The sequence below is a fragment of the Oerskovia jenensis genome (genome assembly GCF_016907235.1).
Classification (GTDB): domain Bacteria; phylum Actinomycetota; class Actinomycetes; order Actinomycetales; family Cellulomonadaceae; genus Oerskovia; species Oerskovia jenensis.
The window spans coordinates 2,476,910-2,495,131 of the sequence record NZ_JAFBBO010000001.1 but is presented as its reverse complement, the minus strand read 5'-3'; the positions used below and the strand labels follow the sequence as shown (position 1 = coordinate 2,495,131).

At 67.7% G+C, this 18,222-nt stretch carries 16 protein-coding genes and 1 tRNA gene; 7 read left to right on the top strand and 10 right to left on the bottom strand.

Annotated features, from left to right (window positions below; genetic code table 11):
- Positions 1 to 4: 4 nt before the first annotated feature.
- On the bottom strand, positions 5 to 538 hold the full coding sequence (locus JOD49_RS11180; protein WP_205307257.1) for an FHA domain-containing protein FhaB/FipA: 534 nt from the start codon (positions 536 to 538) through the stop codon (positions 5 to 7).
- Between the two features lie 10 nt (positions 539 to 548).
- Complete coding sequence (locus tag JOD49_RS11175) at positions 549 to 1,253, bottom strand: FHA domain-containing protein (RefSeq protein ID WP_138826978.1); 705 nt, start codon at positions 1,251 to 1,253, stop codon at positions 549 to 551.
- Positions 1,254 to 1,545: 292 nt separating this feature from the next.
- Between JOD49_RS11175 and JOD49_RS11170 the strand changes: the two genes are divergently transcribed.
- Positions 1,546 to 1,628 (top strand) — tRNA-Leu (locus JOD49_RS11170).
- 450 nt (positions 1,629 to 2,078) lie between these two features.
- Here the strand turns inward: JOD49_RS11170 and JOD49_RS11165 are convergent.
- From JOD49_RS11165 to JOD49_RS20535, 3 genes are all read right to left on the bottom strand, one after another.
- A complete protein-coding gene (locus tag JOD49_RS11165; protein WP_205307256.1) occupies positions 2,079 to 2,492 on the bottom strand; it encodes a hypothetical protein in 414 nt (137 codons plus the stop codon).
- A gap of 431 nt (positions 2,493 to 2,923) precedes the next feature.
- Complete coding sequence (locus JOD49_RS11160) at positions 2,924 to 5,257, bottom strand: trypsin-like serine peptidase (protein WP_205307255.1); 2,334 nt, start codon at positions 5,255 to 5,257, stop codon at positions 2,924 to 2,926.
- Between the two features lie 176 nt (positions 5,258 to 5,433).
- Positions 5,434 to 6,102: a helix-turn-helix transcriptional regulator gene (locus JOD49_RS20535; RefSeq protein WP_205307254.1), complete on the bottom strand. Its 669-nt coding sequence runs from the start codon at positions 6,100 to 6,102 to the stop codon at positions 5,434 to 5,436.
- Between the two features lie 127 nt (positions 6,103 to 6,229).
- On the opposite strand from JOD49_RS20535, the gene JOD49_RS11150 reads away from it, so the two are divergent.
- Together JOD49_RS11150 and JOD49_RS11145 are read left to right on the top strand one after the other, a co-directional pair.
- On the top strand, positions 6,230 to 6,601 hold the full coding sequence (locus JOD49_RS11150) for a PadR family transcriptional regulator (RefSeq protein WP_205307253.1): 372 nt from the start codon (positions 6,230 to 6,232) through the stop codon (positions 6,599 to 6,601).
- Positions 6,598 to 7,953, top strand: a complete 1,356-nt coding sequence (locus JOD49_RS11145; protein WP_239525195.1) for a permease prefix domain 1-containing protein — start codon at positions 6,598 to 6,600, stop codon at positions 7,951 to 7,953. Before JOD49_RS11150 ends, JOD49_RS11145 begins: the two co-directional genes overlap by 4 nt.
- Before the next feature lie 76 nt (positions 7,954 to 8,029).
- On the opposite strand, the gene JOD49_RS20900 is transcribed toward JOD49_RS11145, so the two are convergent.
- Positions 8,030 to 9,295: a DNA cytosine methyltransferase gene (locus JOD49_RS20900; protein WP_372441359.1), complete on the bottom strand. Its 1,266-nt coding sequence runs from the start codon at positions 9,293 to 9,295 to the stop codon at positions 8,030 to 8,032.
- A gap of 208 nt (positions 9,296 to 9,503) precedes the next feature.
- Between JOD49_RS20900 and JOD49_RS11135 the strand changes: the two genes are divergently transcribed.
- From JOD49_RS11135 to idi, 3 genes are all read left to right on the top strand, one after another.
- Entirely contained in the window at positions 9,504 to 10,895 is a 1,392-nt protein-coding gene (locus tag JOD49_RS11135) for an ATP-binding protein (RefSeq protein ID WP_205307250.1), read from the top strand.
- Between the two features lie 26 nt (positions 10,896 to 10,921).
- Complete coding sequence (locus tag JOD49_RS11130) at positions 10,922 to 11,839, top strand: O-methyltransferase (RefSeq protein ID WP_205307249.1); 918 nt, start codon at positions 10,922 to 10,924, stop codon at positions 11,837 to 11,839.
- Between the two features lie 372 nt (positions 11,840 to 12,211).
- Complete coding sequence (gene idi / locus JOD49_RS11125; RefSeq protein WP_205307248.1) at positions 12,212 to 12,811, top strand: isopentenyl-diphosphate Delta-isomerase; 600 nt, start codon at positions 12,212 to 12,214, stop codon at positions 12,809 to 12,811.
- Between the two features lie 63 nt (positions 12,812 to 12,874).
- Here the strand turns inward: idi and JOD49_RS11120 are convergent, their stop codons facing one another.
- Positions 12,875 to 13,705, bottom strand: a complete 831-nt coding sequence (locus JOD49_RS11120; RefSeq protein WP_205307247.1) for a hypothetical protein — start codon at positions 13,703 to 13,705, stop codon at positions 12,875 to 12,877.
- Complete coding sequence (locus tag JOD49_RS11115) at positions 13,686 to 14,441, bottom strand: hypothetical protein (RefSeq protein WP_205307246.1); 756 nt, start codon at positions 14,439 to 14,441, stop codon at positions 13,686 to 13,688. The genes JOD49_RS11120 and JOD49_RS11115 overlap by 20 nt, the downstream gene beginning before the upstream one ends.
- A 270-nt stretch (positions 14,442 to 14,711) precedes the next feature.
- On the opposite strand from JOD49_RS11115, the gene JOD49_RS11110 reads away from it, so the two are divergent.
- Complete coding sequence (locus tag JOD49_RS11110) at positions 14,712 to 15,533, top strand: class I SAM-dependent methyltransferase (RefSeq protein WP_205307245.1); 822 nt, start codon at positions 14,712 to 14,714, stop codon at positions 15,531 to 15,533.
- Between the two features lie 10 nt (positions 15,534 to 15,543).
- Here the strand turns inward: JOD49_RS11110 and JOD49_RS11105 are convergent, their stop codons facing one another.
- Positions 15,544 to 16,092 carry a hypothetical protein gene (locus JOD49_RS11105; protein WP_205307244.1) on the bottom strand — a complete coding sequence of 183 codons (549 nt, stop codon included), beginning with the start codon at positions 16,090 to 16,092 and terminating at the stop codon, positions 15,544 to 15,546.
- A gap of 409 nt (positions 16,093 to 16,501) precedes the next feature.
- Complete coding sequence (locus JOD49_RS11100) at positions 16,502 to 18,220, bottom strand: MFS transporter (RefSeq protein WP_205307243.1); 1,719 nt, start codon at positions 18,218 to 18,220, stop codon at positions 16,502 to 16,504.
- Positions 18,221 to 18,222 lie beyond the last annotated feature (2 nt).

Here is an 18,222-nt window from a genome sequence, read left to right as displayed (position 1 = left end):
GGCGCTACCGCTGCAGCTCGACGATGCTCTGACCGACCCGCACGCCCACGCCCGGAGGAAGGGGCTCGATACCGGAGATGCGTCGATCGTTGATGTACGTGCCGTTCGTCGAGCCGAGGTCCTCCACGTACCAGGCGCCACCCTGCGGGAAGATCCGGGCGTGCCGGGAGGACGAGTAGTCGTCGTCGAGGACGAGGGTGCAGCTGGGGGCGCGCCCCAGCAGGATCGACGACGCCGAGAGCGGGATGGTGGTGCCGCGCAAGGGTCCGGACGTCACGACGAGCCGCGTCGGGCCGGCCGGAGCCGGCGCCGGGGCCGCGGGCGTCGGGCCCGAGGGTGCAGCTCCGCGGGAGGTGGCCGCACCACGTGGCGCGGCGGCGCCCGCGGGCGGGCGCGCCTCCTGGCCGCTCCGGCCCTTGCGTGCCGTGATCTTGGTGCCGTAGAGGTCGCGTCGCAACACACCGATCGCGGCGAACACGAACACCCACAGGAGGACCAGGAATCCCAGCCGCAGCAGGGTGAACGTCAGCTCGGTCATGCGGAGGGGATCACCAATCCTCGTTGTCGGGCGCACCCGTCCAGAACATGATGCGGGTCCGCCCGATGGTCAGGCTGTTCCCGTCGAGCAGGGTAGCGGCTGGGACCTGGTGGCCCTCGACGAAGAGACCGTTGGTGGAACCGAGGTCCGTCGCGATCACGCCGTCGGGCGTGACCCGGATCTCGAGGTGGCGACGTGAGACACCCGGGTCGTCGACCACGATGTCGGCCTCCGAGCCGCGCCCGATGACCGTGACCGGACCCGTGAGCAGGTAACGCTGCCCGTCGATGTCCACCAGGGGGTGCCGTGCGCTGGGCGCCGAGCTCGTCGCGGGCGCGACGTTCCCGCGCACGCTCGCCGAACGTAGCTGGAAACGCCCCGTGTCCAGGGAGTCCTCCTGCTCGAACGACACGCTCACCGGGCCGACGAACGCGTAGTGCTGCGACGCCGCGTGCTCCGTCACGTTGGCCGCGAGCTCGTCGGCGAGCGACTCCGCTCCCCACCCCTCGACCTGTGCGTAGTCGTCCGGCGACAGCTCGATGGTGAACTGGTTGGGCACGACCGTCCGGTCGCGGTCCACGACCGCGGCCCGATCGTCGACCTCACGACGCAGAGCACTCGCCAGCTCGACGGGCTTGACCTCGCTGCGCCCGACCTTGAAGGCGTTGTTGACGACGCGTTCGACGCCCTTCTCGAAACGATCCAGGACTCCCATGCCACCTCCTCCCTCATCGACGTTCTCTCGACCGGGTACACGGTCCCCGGGCAGACTACCTAGATCGTAACGACCCGGGGCCCCGCCGGGCCGGTGATCGTCCGAAGTGGACGGGGAGATCACGGGGAGATCGGGTGCCCCGGGCGTGAGGCGCGTCCCGGAGCGGGGTACTGTTCTCTCTGGTGCAGCACGGACCTCCGGGTCCGGAGATGCACCAGTGGAAGACCTCACGAGGGCGGCCGGACTGCCGATGCAGGACTGGGTCGGCTCTCGTGATAATCTTCTGCGGCACGCGCGAGTGGCGGAATGGCAGACGCGCTAGCTTCAGGTGCTAGTGTCCGAAAGGGCGTGGGGGTTCAAGTCCCCCCTCGCGCACGTGAGAAGGGTTTCGGCTTTCGAGCCGGTTCGCCTTCGGGAAAGATCCCGGTCAGGTTCTCCTGGCCGGGATTTTTTGCGTCCAGGGGCGGGCGTGGGGGTGGTTGTGGTGGTCGTTGGCCGTTGGGGTGGGTCGGCTGCGCGGTGCGCTGGCCGGATGTGCGCTGACCTGGGGGTGTGCGGCTGTTTCGTGGCGCGACGGTGCGTCCGGGTGGTGCGGGGCCGGGTGGGCGGGGTACTCAGGTGGTGGTCGTGCGGGTGCGGCTTGATGCAAGATTCCTCGGAAGGAGGGTCGTGGTTGAACTGCTGGCGCGGCTCCGGTGCGGCCTCTCACGTCGAACGTCCCCGCCTCCGAACTGAAGCACTTGAGAAGCACGCTGCAGTCGGGAGCCGACGACGGGAACTACATCTCCGACCTCGCTCGGGCATAGCGCGCCTCGGGCGTCGTGATCACTGCGGTGAGTCGTCCAGCCATCTGACGAAGCGCTCCGCCTCGTCCTCCAGCGTGGGCCAAGTAGCCTCCTCCACCCAGACGACATAGCCGCGGCCGCAGATCCGCGAGCCCTCGTACATCCTCAACTCGTCACCCGCGACCACGCCGCGCCACGTCGGCACCTCCACGGGGAATTGGGGAACGATGACGGCACGAACATCATCGCCAGGGCGGATGCCGACCCGGGAGAAGCCGAGAACCGGGGCCGCTGTCTGGTCGCCGTCGGGCCACCCAGGAAGGCCCCAGTTCGGCCGGTGGGTGAAGCGGACACCAGGCTCACTACCGCCGAGAAGCGGCGAGCGTCGGCCGCCTTCGGCCGTGGGCACGAGGTGGAGCTCGATCCCGAGCGCGACGGTGCTGACTGGGTCCATCGGCGCAGCATATGGGCGTTGACGCCCAACGTCAGCGCCTTCGGCCCGCCCAGACATGACGAGCAACTCGCACCTCTCGGGCACGCACCTCTAGCAGTTTTCGAAAGGCGGGCGGGCGTGCGCCGTCGCGTGGAAGTGACCCGGATGAGCGCGGCGGAGTTAGCGCTGCGCCGTCACCCAACGATGAGAGTGCCAACAGGTGTGTCCCGAGGCCTGGTTCGGGTGTGCCTGGCCTGGGTCAGGGCGTCGCATGTCTGTGCAGGTCAGCCACTTCCCGAAACCCCCCACGTGATGGACGAAAGGCCCCGGATCTCAGATCCGGGGCCTTCGTCGTGTCCGGCCCGGGCCTCCGCCCGCCGAGGCGGACATGCCCTGCCGAGCCGGACACCTCAGGACGCGGCCGGGTTCGCGCGGCCGCGTCCTGACGGTGGTCAGCCGAAGACGTGGTGGTAGAGCCGCCCCACCCAGTCGCCGAACTCGGCGCTGACGTTGAGCTCGCCTTCCTTGATGTACTGGCTCAGGACGCCGTTCACGACTTTCGGGTCCTCGGCCGTGAACCAGGGACCGCCGCTTCCTCCGGCGGTCATGTTGTCGTGCTTGGTGATGGTCGACGGGAGGGTGTCTGCGGCGCGGCCGCCGAGGCTCTGCCACTGGTGCTGACCGTCGAAGGGGAAGCCCGGGATGGCCTTGGCCGGGTAGCCGATGTCGTTCCAGGCGGTGCCGATCCGGTCCCAGCGGACGGCGGCCCGGCCGACGACGTCACCGACTCCTCGCCCCTGGTCGTCGGGGGCGACGGTGCAGAACCCGACGTCCCAGGCGGACTCCATCGTGCGGGCCCACGCGGTGTTGAACACGGCTCGGGTGATCTTCCACGTCCCGTAGGGGGCTGCGCCTGCGGTGTAGGCGGGGACGAAGACGATGTTGCTGGCCTCGTTCCTGCCCAGGAGGAGGCAGTGTGCGGCGGTCATGATGCCGAGGCGGTCGACGACGACGGCGGACCCCACGCGGGGCTTGCCGTCCAGGACGAAGAACAGCTTGCCGACGGTCCGGTACGGGTAGGCCTGGGGGTCCTGGACCCGGGTGGTCCGGGCTCCTTCCTGCACGCCGGGGTGTCCGCCCTCGGATGCGGTCGTGCCCCCGGTGGGTGCGGTCTCGGTCGCGGTCGAGAGGGTGTCGACGTCGAACGTGGCGGTTCGGTCGAGCGGCTCGGCCGCCTTCATCCGTTCCGGGGTCCAGTAGTCGAGGGGGTCGACGGCGCTCGTGCCGAGCGCGTCGGTCGTCGCGGCCGCCGCGACGGACTCGACGAACTCCGGCTCGTGCGCCGCGGTGAGCGTCCACGGTCCGGCCGGGTAGAGGTTGGCGTCGACCGTGTACCAGACGATCGTCCAGCTGCAGCCGCGGTCGTAGTCGCTCTTGACGTAGACGTTGCCGTTGTTGCGGCCGATGATCGTGGCGCTGCGCTTCTGCCAGTCGCCGCCGTTGTCGGTCCGGTTGCAGATGATGTCCCACCCGACGATCACCTTGGAGGTGTCGCGGAACGTGAAGACGTTCTCGCGCCACCCGATCTTCCAGTCCGCGGAGTAGTTCTGGGAGATGCTGGCCACGTCGATGCCGGGGGCGTCGCCGCGCTGGAACCCGTAGCCCCACCGCACGCGGCCCTTGTCGGCGTCGAAGTTCTCCCCCTCGGCCGGTTCGGTCTTCGAGGCTGCGACGACCTGGGTGTAGAACGTCTGGCGGTTGGCGACGACGTCGAGCTCGCCGAGGAGCCGCTTGGTGTCGGCCGTGAACGCCTCGATCCGGGCCTCGTCGGTCGGCAGGGACGACTGGTAGGCCTCGAGGTCCTTCTCGAGCTTGCGGAACGGGTCGTCCACGAGCTTCTTGCCGAACTCGGGGCAGGTCTTGACGCGGCTCCGGGCGAGCCAGAACTGGCCGTAGAGGTAGCCGACCTGGGAGAAGACGTCGGGGCTGATGGGTACCTCGCCCGAGATCGACGGGTCGATCATGCGGTAGGCCATGAGGTAGGACTCGAGCGGGGCGGGCGACTGGGCCGCGTTGAACCAGGGCAGGAGGGTCGAGACGATCGTCTCGGCCGTCCACGTCGACCCCGACGGCGGGTTGGGGAAGCTGCCCTTGACCCCGCGTGCGGTGATGTGGATGCTGACGTTCGCCCCGTGCTTGGAGGCGATCGACTCGAACTTGGAGCTCCCCTCGGTGCTGAACACCTGGGGGACCTCGGCGGCCACGGCGGCCGAGAACTCGGTGCGCTGCTTGGTGCTCGTGAACCGGCACTGGTAGGTGACGTACAGCGAGGATCCGGCCCGGTAGCCGGCCACGAAGTAGTCGCCGTACTTCTCGCGGAAGCCGGGGCCGGGCTGGACCGCGAGCTCGTACGACGGGGCGAGCGAGTACTGGCCGTCCTCGACGGACACCTCGGCGACGAGGGTCACGGCGAGGTCGGAGACGGCGAGCTCGTCGAGGAACGAGGTGCTGGCGCTGACCGTGATGCCCTCGATGTTGTACGAGCCCTTGAGCGACGCGCTGATGAGGCTCTGGACGTCGCTCTCCGCCTGGATGAACGAGTACGTGAACTCGGGGTTCTGGGTCGTGCTGGGCGTGACCGTGAACGGCTTGACGGCCGAGGCGCGGAGCTGGCCGGTCACGGCGTCGACGCCGAGGCCCGGCGTGTAGCTCGGCTGCCAGGGCTGGCCGACGACCGTGGTGTTGAGGAGCGTGGTCGGTTGTGTTGTCGATACCTGAATCATCATCGATCCCCTTGCGTGTTCGAGTGATTACGGATGGTCGTGCTCAGCTCGTCATCGATGCATCACCGGCCCCCTGGTCCGCGTGGGTGCGAGCTCCTCGTCGTCGGTGCCTCCGAGGGGGGCGGTGAGGCGGGGCTCTCGCGCACGTCGTCGTGCGTTCCTCACTCTGCTCGACGGGGTCAGGCGTCGTCTTCACCAGAATTGGTGAACTGTGCGTGGGCGTCGTGGAGCCAGGTCATGTGGCCGGACCGGCGGACCACGGCCACGGCCTCGAGCTGGGACCGGACCTGGAGCTTGGCCAGGATCGACTTGATGTGGCTGCGGATGGTGTGGGTCGAGAGGTAGCGCTGGTCGCTGATCTGGGTGGCGCTGAAGCCCGCGACCATGGCTCTCAGGACGCCGTTCTCGGCCGCGGTCAGCCGGCCCAGGCCGATGCTCTCGTCCCGTCGCCGCTGCAGCGTGCGCGAGAACGCGACGGCCTCGTGCTCGGTCCGACCGGGCGTCAGGTGGGCGCGTTCGACGAGCCGGAGCAGCGAGAGCAGCGAGGCGGACTGGTTGAGCACCGTGGCACCGCGACCGTGGAGAGTGAGCAGGACGGACACGGACCGGACGGAGCCGACGCAGACGCACGTCGTGAGCGACCCGGTGGAGGGGAGCCCCATCCGTGCGTTGCCGTCGTCGTCCTCGATGACCACGACGGCTCTCGTGCGCAGGTGTGTCGGCTCGGCCCGGGTGACGGTGTGGAGCTCGACGGCCCAGCCTCGGGCCCCGAGCCCAGCGTGGAGTGCGGGGCCGAGCGAGGTCCCGTACGGCGCAAGGACCGTGATGCTCGGCCGGGTGTTCTCCACGGTCGTCTTTCTGGCACGGGTCGTGAGGGTCGGCAACCGCGAGCCGTGCTCGTCTCGGGGGGCCCGTGCCTCCATACCTAGATCTGCTAGGTTAGATACCCCTAGCAGTCCTAGGTATTGGAGCACCATGCACATCGACAAGGACCTCGTCGCCGCCTCGGCCACGCCGCTCGTCCTCGGCATCCTCGCGGACGGCGAGTCGTACGGCTACGCGATCGTCCGACGCGTCAACGAGCTCTCGGGCGGTCACATGCAGTGGACCGACGGCATGCTCTACCCCCTCCTCCACCGGCTCGAACGCCTCGGGTTCGTCGAGGCGACGTGGGGCGTGTCCGACGTCGGGCGGCGGCGCAAGCACTACGCCCTGACGCCCGCAGGCCACGAGGCGCTCGCCGAGCGCCGCGCGCAGTGGCAGGTCGTCGCCGACGCGCTCCAGCAGGTGTGGAACGACCTGGGCGACGTCCAGTCCCCCCGCGCCGTGGCCGAGGGGTGGGCATGATGGTGAGCACCCCGGAGCTCGAGGCCCAGATCGACCAGTGGCGCAGCTACGTCCAGCGCCGTCAGGCGATCTCCACGGCCGACGTCGACGAGATGGAGGACCACCTGCGCGAGCAGGTCGCCGACCTGACCGCGACCGGACTCGACGACGACGAGGCCTTCCTGGTGGCGGTCAAGCGCATGGGCAACCTCGACGAGGTGTCGCGCGAGTTCGCTCGCGAGCACTCCGACCGCCTGTGGAAGCAGCTCGTGCTCGTCCCCGACACGGGCGGCACGGGTCGAAGCGAACGGTCGTGGCGCGAGCTCGCCGTCGTCCTGGCGCTCGCAGTCGGCGCGGGGGTCGCGGTCAAGGTCGCCTCCGGGCTGATCGGCGACGAGACGGTCCTGATGCGCAACATCGGCCTGCTGGTCCTCCCGTTCCTCGCGGGGTACTTCGCCTGGAAGCGCCGCCTCACGTGGGGCGTGGGCGTGATGCTCCTGGTCCCGTTCACGGTGCTCGCGGTCGTGCTCAACGTCTACCCGTTCGAGGCCGACGGCGCCACGCTCCTTCTCGCGGCGCTGCACACCCCGGTGGTCCTGTGGGCGCTCGTGGGGATCGCGTACGTCGGCGGACGGTGGCGCTCGGACAGCGGCCGCATGGACTTCGCCCGGTTCACGGGCGAGCTCGCGATCTACTTCACGCTCCTGGCCCTGGGCGGCGGCGTCCTGCTCGGCCTCACGTTCGGCACGCTGAACCTCGTGGGGATCGACCCCGAGCCGTTCTTCGAGGGGTGGATCCTGCCCTTCGCCGTGCCCGGGGCGCTCGTCGTCGCGGCCTGGCTCGTCGAGGCCAAGCAGAACGTCGTGGAGAACATCGCGCCCGTCCTGACCCGCGTCTTCACCCCGCTGACGATCGTCATGCTGGTCGTGCTGTTCGTGGTCCTCGCGACGGCAGGCTCGCTGCTCGACACCGACCGCGGGCTCCTCATCCTCATGGACGCGATCCTGGTCCTCGTCCTGTGCCTGCTGCTCTACTCGGTCTCGGCACGCGACCCGCTCTCCCCGCCCCACCTGTTCGACGCGCTCCTGCTCGCCCTGGTCGTCGCGGCGTTCGCGGTCGACGCGGTCGCGCTCACCGCGATGGCCACCCGCATCGCGGAGTTCGGCTTCAGCCCCAACAAGGTCGCGGCCCTGGGGCTCAACCTCCTGCTGCTCGTGCACCTCGTGGGGTCGGCGCTGCTGCTCACGGGGTTCCTGCGGGGACGGCGCCCGTTCGCGGCCCTCGGGCGCTGGCAGACGCAGTTCCTGCCGGTGTACGCCGTGTGGGCGGCGGTCGTGGTCGTGGTGTTCCCACCGGTCTTCGGGTTCGTCTGACGGGTGACCCGACGGCGCAGGGCGACCCTGCGCCGTCGGGCCATGCTTGCGGGATGCATGAGTGAAACTCAACTCGCTAATCGAAACTTCGGGCCAGGTCCGCAATCCCGATAACCTTGGCCGCCTCCACTCCACTCATTCTCAGCCACTCCGGGCGACCCAATTCAAGCACCTCGTTCGGGCGGTCAATCAACGTGATTCCCAATGCAGAGATCAGTGCTCGTCCAGCCGCGGCACCGAGGGGCGGGGGGACACTGTTTCCGACCTGCCGATGCCCGTGCCAGTTTGTGGTGTGAAATCGGAACCAGTCGGGGTACCCATGTAGACGAGCTGCCTCCCGAACCGTGACGACCCGATTCTTGTATGGATGGATCGGACGAGGCGATGTATGAGAACCTCGATCAGTTCCGGTACCAGCCCGCAACGTCCTTGCGAACCCAGCCGGGTCCAATCGGAATAGCCGACTGATAGGTTCAGCTTTTCCTTGTGGAGTCCGCGAGAACCGCTGGACCGTCTTTTTGGTATGCACCGTTCGAAGTGAACCAGTCAATGAGTGTGCCGAGTATGCTCGAGGATAGCTCTTGTCCAGAGGATCAGTCTCCACACCGACGATCTGGCGTGCGTATTTTGACTCGACCGAGACCAATGCAGCATAGTCAGCGTCCCGCAAGATCACTTCGTCTGAACGAAGCAAACGTCGATAGCGCGCCAAATCCGGAAGGCCTTCCAACGCGTCTCCCACTAGTGGAGCAGCGGACCTGAAGTCAGAAATCTCCGGCACGTCATCCAAGCTGGTCCCGAGAATGAGTACGCGGCGACGACTCTGTGGAACCCCATAATCAGACGCATTCACCGCCGTATCAAGACCGGCAAGTGAGTAACCACCCTCAACCGTCAAACGCCGAATTGCCTCATCGCGAATTGGGCTAAATCGTGACTCCAGTAGACCGGCTACGTTCTCCAGGCAGAAGACCTTTGGCTTCAGACTTACAACTAGGTCCACAAAACGAAGAAGCTGGTCATTTCTGTCGTCCGCCGAATCGCGCACCCCCCCTACCGAGAATCCTTGACACGGTGGCCCACCTACTACCGCATCAATCTGCACCTTACCCTGTCGTCCCGAAGTTCGCCACGCGTCTTCAACGAGCGAGAGAATCATCTTCGACGTAGTATCGACTGCGTTTTCGCTCAGGTCGGAACAAAGAACTGGCGTGGCTGGCATGTTGTAGCGATGAGTCAGGGCATGGATTGGGTCAAATTCGGCGGCAGTGAGTACGTCGAATCCCGCCTGTTCCATTCCGAAAGACAGGCCACCAGCGCCTGCGTAGAGATCGACCGCCACAGGGCGGAAGTCGGGGGTAGGTGTCACTTTGGGCGGGCCTCATCGCTTGAACGCTGGAGAGAGTCTGAGTCGTAACACAGCATAGCGCAGGGTGCATGCGCGAAGTGCCGGTCTGCGCGGCTAGCTCTTGATGCATCTCACCCGTGACAGAACGCTGCCCCGATGGCATAGTACGTGCCGGAGTAGCCCGACGGACATGGAGACGGCAATGACGATGGATGCAGGGCCCGAGGGTAGGCGCGTGGATGCGAGCCCAACGAAAGCCTTCTTTGTGCGCATGCTTACCCGAGATATTACGCTCGACGACTGCATCCTGGATCTCGTGGACAACTCAATCGATAGCGCGTGGAAGAGTATTGGTGCGCAGCCGACTGTTTTCACCAATGGGGATCTTCTTTCCAAGTTCGAGATTTCGATCGAATTCTCCGACGATCACTTCAAGATCTCGGACAATTGCGGCGGGATATCAATCGAGAATGCGATCAGTTACGCGTTCACGTTTGGACGAAAAGAACCCGAAGACGCTCCCCCGCATGAGGCCGCACGGCAGCGAATCGACGGCGACTACTCTGTGGGCGTTTATGGAATTGGAATGAAGCGCGCGATCTTCAAGATCGGAGACTCCGTCAAGATCACGAGCACTCACGACCGCGATGGAACCGTCTCTAGCTTCAGTGTTCCCATTGTCGTCAGCGAATGGCTCGCAGAACGCGCCACACCGTGGGACTTCGAAATGGATGCGGCTGACCATCTGAAAGAGCCAGGCGTCGAGATAGAAATACATGGATTGAATGATGACGCAGCCCGCCGCTTCCGCGACCCGCTGTACCAGAGGAGTTTGATCGAGGAGGTTCTTGGGCGCGACTATCTAATTCCATTGATGCAGGGTCTGGTGATTAAGGTCAATGGAGTGAAGGTCCCCTTTAAGCCGCTAAAGTTGCTAACAAGCGACACGTTTGTCCCTCTGCGTGAGTCGTTTCACGATGGCGATGTGACGGTCGAGATTATCGCGGGAATGCACGCAGCTCCTCCGGATAGTAACGAGCCCGAGGTCGGTCGCCCGGATCGAGAGTCTGGATGGTACATTGTCTGCAATGGTCGCGTTGTACTGGCGGCAGACCGGACGCATTTGACCGGCTGGGGCGTTAAGGAATTCCCCCGATGGCATGGCCAGTATTCCGGCTTTGTTGGAATGGTACTCTTTGCTGCGGCTGATCCATCATTGTTGCCGATGACAACTACGAAAAGGAGTGTTGACCCGTCGCTGGCGGTCTACCAGAGGACCGTGAATAGAATGTTGAAGCCGGCGCGTGCCTGGATTGACTATACGAATGCTCGTAAGTCCGCATTGGACGATGCTCGTAAGCTTGAGGAGTCGGCCAGTACGGTCGAGGCATCAACGGTTCTTCCTAGTTCAAAGGTGGGTTTGCCCGCAGTGCGCGCGTCTAGGGCGCAAGTGGCAAACGTAAACTACGCAGTGCCAAAGAATCGAATGGTCGCGCTAGCCCGCGCGCTGGGAAACGTGAACATGTCGTACCGCGACGTGGGTCAAGAGTCGTTCAATTATACGTACGAAGCCCACGTGGACGCGGACGAATGAGTTCAAGTAATCGAATTGATTATTCCGTGCGTCAGAATAAGGCTATTGAACGTAGCATTGTTTTTGACGGACTGCGCGCAGTGGTCGGTGTCGTCCCTGAGGTCGCCACATCGGTGTACGTGGGCTTTGGTTCCGTATGGTTCACAGATTTCCACATGGCTCATCGTTCCCTCGGCATTTTGCGAATGGTCTCGATTGAGGGAGATGCAATCACCGCGCATCGCGCCGAGTTCAACAGGCCTTACCGCACGATCGAAGTGGTTGAAGGGATCTCGTCAGACGTGATTCCAGATTTGCTGTCCCGTCCCGAGTTGGGAACGATCCCGTGGATTTCCTGGCTTGACTATGATCAGGCGCTGGACGAGGAGCGGATTCGCGAACTAGATGATCTCGTGAGATATTTACCAAACAACTCTTTCTTGATCGCCACGTTTAGTGCGACGGGTGGGCGTTACGGAAAGCCAGCTCAGCGCTCCGAGTTCCTATCCGGCCTGTTGAATTACGGGATTCCGCTGGATTTGGATTTGGCAGTCGTTCGTGACGAGCGGAATCTGGCTCGAGAAATCGGCCGGCTTCTCCAGGATCGGCTTGTTAGCGTATCGGTGGATGCAGGTCGTGAAGTAGCAATTCCGTGCTTTCGTCTTTGCTACAAAGATGGTACCCCTATGGTTACTGTGGGAGTGTTCCTTCCGGATGGGGGTAGCGCCTCTGGAGTACGCGAACTTGTTGGAGGTGTTAATTGGTTCGGGATAAACGACGAGCCGATTACGACGCCGCCGCTCACGGCGCGAGAAGTCTCGGCGTTGCGCGCGTTGCTTCCTGCTGTTGCGCCGCTGTCGCGCTCAGATGTGCAGGCTTGTGGATTCGATCTGGAGGATGATCAGTTGGAGGCTTTTGTAGTCCACTACAATCGGTATCCGACGTTTGCCCAACTGGCGTTCTGATTCGTTCGATGTGAGTTTCGCGATGTTCCGTGGGCCCCAGCCGCCCGTCGTGACGGGATCCAGTCGTCCGGATTCCCAGGCCGCGACTGATCCCAAGGTGGACGCCTCAGTGGATTCGCACTCGAATTGGCCCACCCTGGACGCGACTCTGCTGGTCGACTAGCGGGACGGGAGCCTAGGCAGCGCTCTGCCATTGGGCCGGACGGGTACGTGCAACCCACTCCGCACGCCCGGAGCACGGACAGACTTCCTTCCTCTCGTCCGGTGTGTGACAGTGGGCCGGATGCCCCGGGCGCGCCCGCGCCCGTGCTGCTCGCACCGGTCCTGTGACCGGTGCACCCCCCGACAGCACCGCAGGACCCTGGAGGAGCCATGACCGACGTGCACGTGCCCGTCGCCGCCGACCACGTCGTGACCGTCGACGCCGAGGGGAACCGGACCGGGACCTTCGCGCGCAGCGACGTCCACACCACGGAGACGCCCCTGCACCTCGCGTTCTCCTGCTACGTGCTCGACGGCGCAGGTCGCCTCCTCGTGACGCGTCGCGCCCTGTCGAAGCGCACGTGGCCGGGCGTGTGGACCAACTCCTTCTGCGGTCACCCGCGCTGGACCGAGTCGACCGAGGAGTCCATCACGCGGCACGCCGCGCACGAGCTGGGCCTGCGGATCGAGGGTCTCGAGGTCGCCGTGCCGGGGTTCCGGTACCGGGCCGTGGACGCGTCGGGCGTGGTCGAGAACGAGATCTGCCCCGTGTACGTCGCGCGCGCCGCGAGCGACGTGACGGCCAACCCGGACGAGGTCGCCGAGCTCGAGTGGGCCGCAGCGGGCACGCTGGGGCGTGCGGTCGACGCGACGCCCTGGGCGTTCAGCCCGTGGATGGTGCTGCAGGTCGCGGCACTGCGCGAGGCGGCCAGCACGCCCGACGGCGCCGTCTCGCCCCTGCTGACCGAGGTCGCCGCCGCCCTGGGCTGAGCGGGCGACCGTGCCCGACCGCCCGGCCCGTCCCGACCGCCCGGCCCGGCCCGCCCGGGCGGCTCAGCCGACCCGGGCGTCGACCTGGATGCTCGTCGAGCGCAGCCTCTGGGGCAGGCGCAGGTGGTCGGCGTCGGCCACGCTCACGCGCAGCCGCCGCGCGGGCAGGGCGTGCGCGAGGACCTGCTCGGCGCCCGGCTGGCCGGACCGGACCAGCGCCGTGGCGAGCTCGTGCACGAGGATCTCCTGGCGCCGCGCGCCGCGCACCGAGAACACCCAGAGGTCCTGCTTCCCGGGCTGCGGCTGCCACGTCCCGGTCCGGGTGAAGGTGCGCGAGACCTCGGCGGTCGGCCCGACGAACGTCACGGACCGCAGCGACCACAACGCCGTCCGGTTGGTCGCCGACGCCCCTTGGTCGGCCTTGAGCAGCGTCACCGGGCGCTGGGTCCCGACGATCGCCGAGACGCTCGGCGCGACGACGTCCGCGTACGGCACGGCGTAGGGCGTCATGAACGGGCCGAACGAGCCCACGACGAGGCCGCGGTCGAGCACGAGGAGCTTCTCGCTCGCGACGAAGCGCAGGACCACGGCCAGGACCAGGCCCATCGCGAGGGCGAACGCCACGACCTGGAGCACGCTCCCGTTGAAGGCCAGCACCGCGACGACCGCGGCGAAGATCCCGGCGACCGTCCCGATCGCGCGCGCCGAGAGCGTGCAGGACTCGACGTGGCGCAGCTCGCCGAGGGTCGGGCGGTGATGGTCGGCGACGGCGCGGACCTTGCGGGTCGCGCGGTCGCTGAGGGGGTGGGGCGCGGGGCTCAGGGGGTGTCCTCGTCGTCGGGGTGAGCGGTGCGGTGCGGGGCTGGGCCGTGCGTCAGCGGAGGTCCTTCGCACGGTCCCTGGTCGGGATGCCGAGGTGGTCGGCGTCGGCGTTCGTCCGGCGCAGGGGGCGTGGAGGCAGGGCGTGCGCGACGATCCCGTCGGCCCCGGGGGTGCCCGCCGCGTGCATCGCGGTGGCGAGGGCGCGGACGAGGGGCTCGAGGCGGTTCGTGTGCCGGACGGAGAACAGCCAGAGCAGGAAGAAGCGGCGGTCGGTGACCGCGGTGGGTCCGCCTCGCCGGGCCTGGTGCCTGATCACCGTGGGGGCCAGGGCGACGAAGGTGACCGAGCGCAGTGACCAGGGGACGGTGCGGTTCGCCCGGCCGGCCCCGCGGTCGGCCAGGAGCAGGCCGGTGCCCCGTGGTCCCGCGAGGTTCGCGCTGATCGTGCGGGCGTCGATCTGGTCGAAGCCGAGGGCGTAGGGCGTGAGGAACGGGGCGAAGGACCCGATCACGATCCCTCGCTCGAGGACCAGGAGCTTCTCACCGCCCAGGAACGTCAGGATGACCACGGCGATCAGGACGAAGGACGCGATCACTGCCGCGATGCCGCCGATCCCGCCGCCTTGCAGGGCTACGAGGACGGAGAGCGCACCGACGACGGCCGCGGTCCAGACGACGACGCGGGGTGGTGGTGAGCTCGACTCGACGTGGCGCAGCTCGCCCAGCCTCTCGCGGTGCCGTGCCGCGACCGCACGAACCTTGCGGGTCGCCCGGTGACCCGTGGGGCGCAGCGCCGTCGGGGTGCTCACGTCTGCGCCGTAGAGGCCAACCATGGGGCTCGGTTCCGTTCGTCGTGCGGCGCTCGGCCGATCAGGGCGCGGGCGGCGGAGGTGCTGGTCCGGCGGGGACGTCGGTGATCGTCCCGGCGCACGAAACTACCGCTTTGTCGCGTCCTGCGCGACGGGCACATCTGCCCTGGACCCTGGCACGGCGCTGTGCCCGCCGTGCCAGGGTCCAGGTCGTCGTGGGGCGGGCGTGCCGTTTCGACCGAGCATGCTCCGCCGGGGGACAATCGACGCATGTCTGAAGCCGGAGCCCTTCCCGTCCCCGACCGCGCCGCCCCGTTCGAGGCGCACGTCGAGTGGGCGCGGGCGACACCGGTCGAGGGGTTCGACCTGTCCCCGATCGACGACCGGTGCGTCGAGGAACCCCTGCCCTGGGACTACCTGGTGCTCGCGCGCGAGCTGGTGGGCAGCGGTCGTGGCCCGGTCCTGGACCTGGGGACGGGCGGCGGCGAGGCGTTCGCCTCGCTCGCGCCGCTGCCGGAGGGGTCGGCCGCCACGGAGGGCTGGCCACCGAACGTCCCCGTGGCCCGACGGCGCCTCGAACCGCTGGGCGTGGACGTCCGGCAGGTGGGCAGCAGCAAGGGCGAGGGGCTCATGCTGCCGTTCCTCGACGGCCGGTTCGCGGTGGTGCTGGACCGGCACGAGGAGTTCGAGCCGTCCGAGGTCCTGCGTGTCCTGGAACCGGGGGGCGTGTTCATCACGCAGCAGGTCGACTCCCGGGACGGCATCCGGGTCAACACCGCGCTCGGCGCACAGCTCCCCTGGGACCCGGACGACGTGACGCTCGAGGGCGCGGTCGCCGACCTGGCCGAGGCCGGCTTCGTGATCGACGTGGCGCGCGAGCACGTGGGCACGCGGCACTTCCACGACCTGAGCTCGCTGCTCTGGTACCTCAAGGTCATCGCGTGGCAGGTCCCCGAGATCGCGAGCCTGTCGCCCGAGGCGATCGGGCGGTACGAGGCGCCGCTGCGCGCCCTGCACATGCACTTCGCCGCGGGCAACGACTTCGTGGACGAGGCGCCGCGGTTCCTCGTGGTGGCGCGCAAGCCGTTCTGACCTGCCCTGGTCAGGCGGGCATGGACGACTCTGCGGCGTGTGGCCCCGACTGGTTGACGAGGTACTTGTAGGCGTTCTTCACGTCCGGGGTGAGGACGAGGGACGCCCATCGTGGCAGATCGTGCGCACGGTTCGTGTCCAGGAACGTCGCGACGTCGGAGTGCAGCCGGTTCTCGGCCAGGGCGACCCACAGGAGCGGCACACCGAGGAGCATCACTCCCCACAGAACCACCTCGAGGGCCTGCTGGTACTCGTCACCGCTGACGAGGGCGCTGGCGACGACGAGCACTGCGGCGACCAGACCCAACCCTGCGACGAAGGGCAGCTGGGAGGGGATCAGGGCCCTCGTCAGGCGTTGCCGGAGCCGAGCTCGTACGACTGCCGCCAGTGCGACGTCCTCGGTCGTCCGGTCGGGCGCGATCTCCGAGAGGTCCTTGAATAGCGTGAGGTCTGCGGAGAGCGCCTCGTGCTCCTTGGTGTGCCGATCCACGGCCAGCCTGGAGCTCACGTACGCACTGACTGCCCCGGAGGTGAGGACGGCAGCAAGAATCGTCGTCACGTTGTTCACCGTTTCCCCCTGCAACTCGATGTGGGATGAGGCTACTCGGCCGGGGGCTGGGGAGGTGCCGGGCGCGAAGAAGCCCGCGGGCCGGTGGATTCCTCCACCCGTCGCGCTGGACAAGGGCGCGACTCCCGCGGGCTCCGGTGGCTGCATGGTTCTCGCTGGTCGTGGGTGACGTGACGGTCACCTGTCGGCCGCGGGATCCTCGCAAGGTCCGTTGCTCGATGGCACGACTAGCGTGCAACCACCTCATGTGTCCGAAGAATCTTCACTTCGTGGACCACCTCCTTTCGCATGTACTGGCGACGCTACGCCTGCCTCCCACAGGGCCGCCAGGGTATTTCTCGACGGGTTCAGGTCCGTCACCGCCTGCGGTCTCGGACGTCACCGTCGGCGCTCGGGCCCGTCACCCTCGGGGGGTGGGCGCGTCACCCTCGGCGTGCGACCGCTCGCCCTGGTCCACGCCCTCGCGCCGGGAGGCCGCGACGACGCGCGTCGAGCACACCAGGCCAAGGAGCAGGAAGCCCCCGGCGACGTACAGCGAGATCCGGGTGGCGTCGCTGAACCCGTCGGAGAGCGCGTCGACGACGTCGGGCGTCTTCTCGCCGAACTGGCTCCGGGTGCCCTCGCCGCGCAGCTGCGGGATCGTGCCGCCCGCCGACTGGGCCGTCGCGTCGGCGACCTGCGACGCGACGGCGGGCGAGACGCCGTCGACCTCGTCGAGCGCGGGGGGCACCGCGGTCGTGAGGCCGATCGCGAGGGCCGCCCCGATGAAGGCGGTGCCGAGCGCCGAGCCGAGCTGGCGTGACGTCGACTGGGTCGCGGACGCCTGGCCGGACTCCTCCTCGGGGACGTCGACGAGCGTCGTGCCCGTGAGCTGCGCGGACGCGAGACCCAGCCCCAGGCCGTAGACCACGAGCAGGACCGCGATGAGCCACGACGAGACGGTCGGGGTCACGACGAGCGCGACCGCGAGCACGCCCACGACCTCCAGGACCAGCCCCAGGACGATCGTGCGCGGCGACCCGATCGCGGCCGCGAGGTGCCGGGCCATCGCTCCCGAGAAGAACGCGCCCGCGGCCATGGTCGCGAGCACGACGCCCGCCCCCAGGCTCGAGAGGCCCAGGATGTTCTGCAGGTACAGGGGCAGCACGAAGATCAGGCCGAACTCCCCGATCGCGACGAGCATCGCCGTGAGGTTGCCCCAGCGGAACGTCGCGACGCGGAACAGCGTGAGATCCAGCAGCGCGGACCGCCCGATCCGTGCGCGGTGGTTCTCCCAGAACGCGAAGAGCACCAGGAGCAGCACGCCGATCGCGCCGATGACCGGGACCGGAGAGACGGGGGCGTCGGTCCCCCAGATCATGCCGAAGACCTTGAGCTCGCCCTTGGGGGCCCACCAGCCGAGCGACTGTCCCTCGATGAGCGCGAAGACGACCGCACCGAACCCGAGCGCGCTCAGGAGCAGCCCGACGACGTCGAGCCCCGGCACCGTGATGTGCGCGCGGGTCTCGGGGACGACGAGCAGCGCGCCGACGACGACCGCGATCCCGATCGGGAGGTTCACGAGGAAGATCCACGGCCACGTGAACGACGTCGTGAGCCACCCGCCGAGGAGCGGGCCCACGGCGGCCATCCCCGAGATCACGGCTCCCCAGATCCCGAACGCGACCGCGCGGTCCTTGCCGCGGAACGTCGCGTTGACCGTCGACAAGGTCGCGGGCAGGACGAACGCCCCGCCGACGCCCTGGATCAGGCGCGCCACGATCAGGGTCCCGGCGTCGTCGGCCTGCGACGCGAGGAGGCTCCCGGCGAGGAAGACCACGACGCCGCCGAGCAGCATGTTCCGCCGTCCCAGACGGTCGCCCAGGCGGCCCGCGGTGAGCAGGAGCGCCGCGAACACGACCGAGTAGGACGCGTTGACCCACTGCGCGTCGTTCAGGTCGAGGTGCAGGTCCTCGATGATGGTCGGGAGGGCGACGCCCACGATCGTCCCGTCGAGCACGATCATCGACAGCGCCGTGGCGAGCACGAACAGCCCGGCCCACCGGTGGTCGGGGGCGCCGGGTCCCTGCGCGGGGCGCGCCGGTGCTGCTCCGCCCGGCTCGTTCGACTGCGTGCTCATGG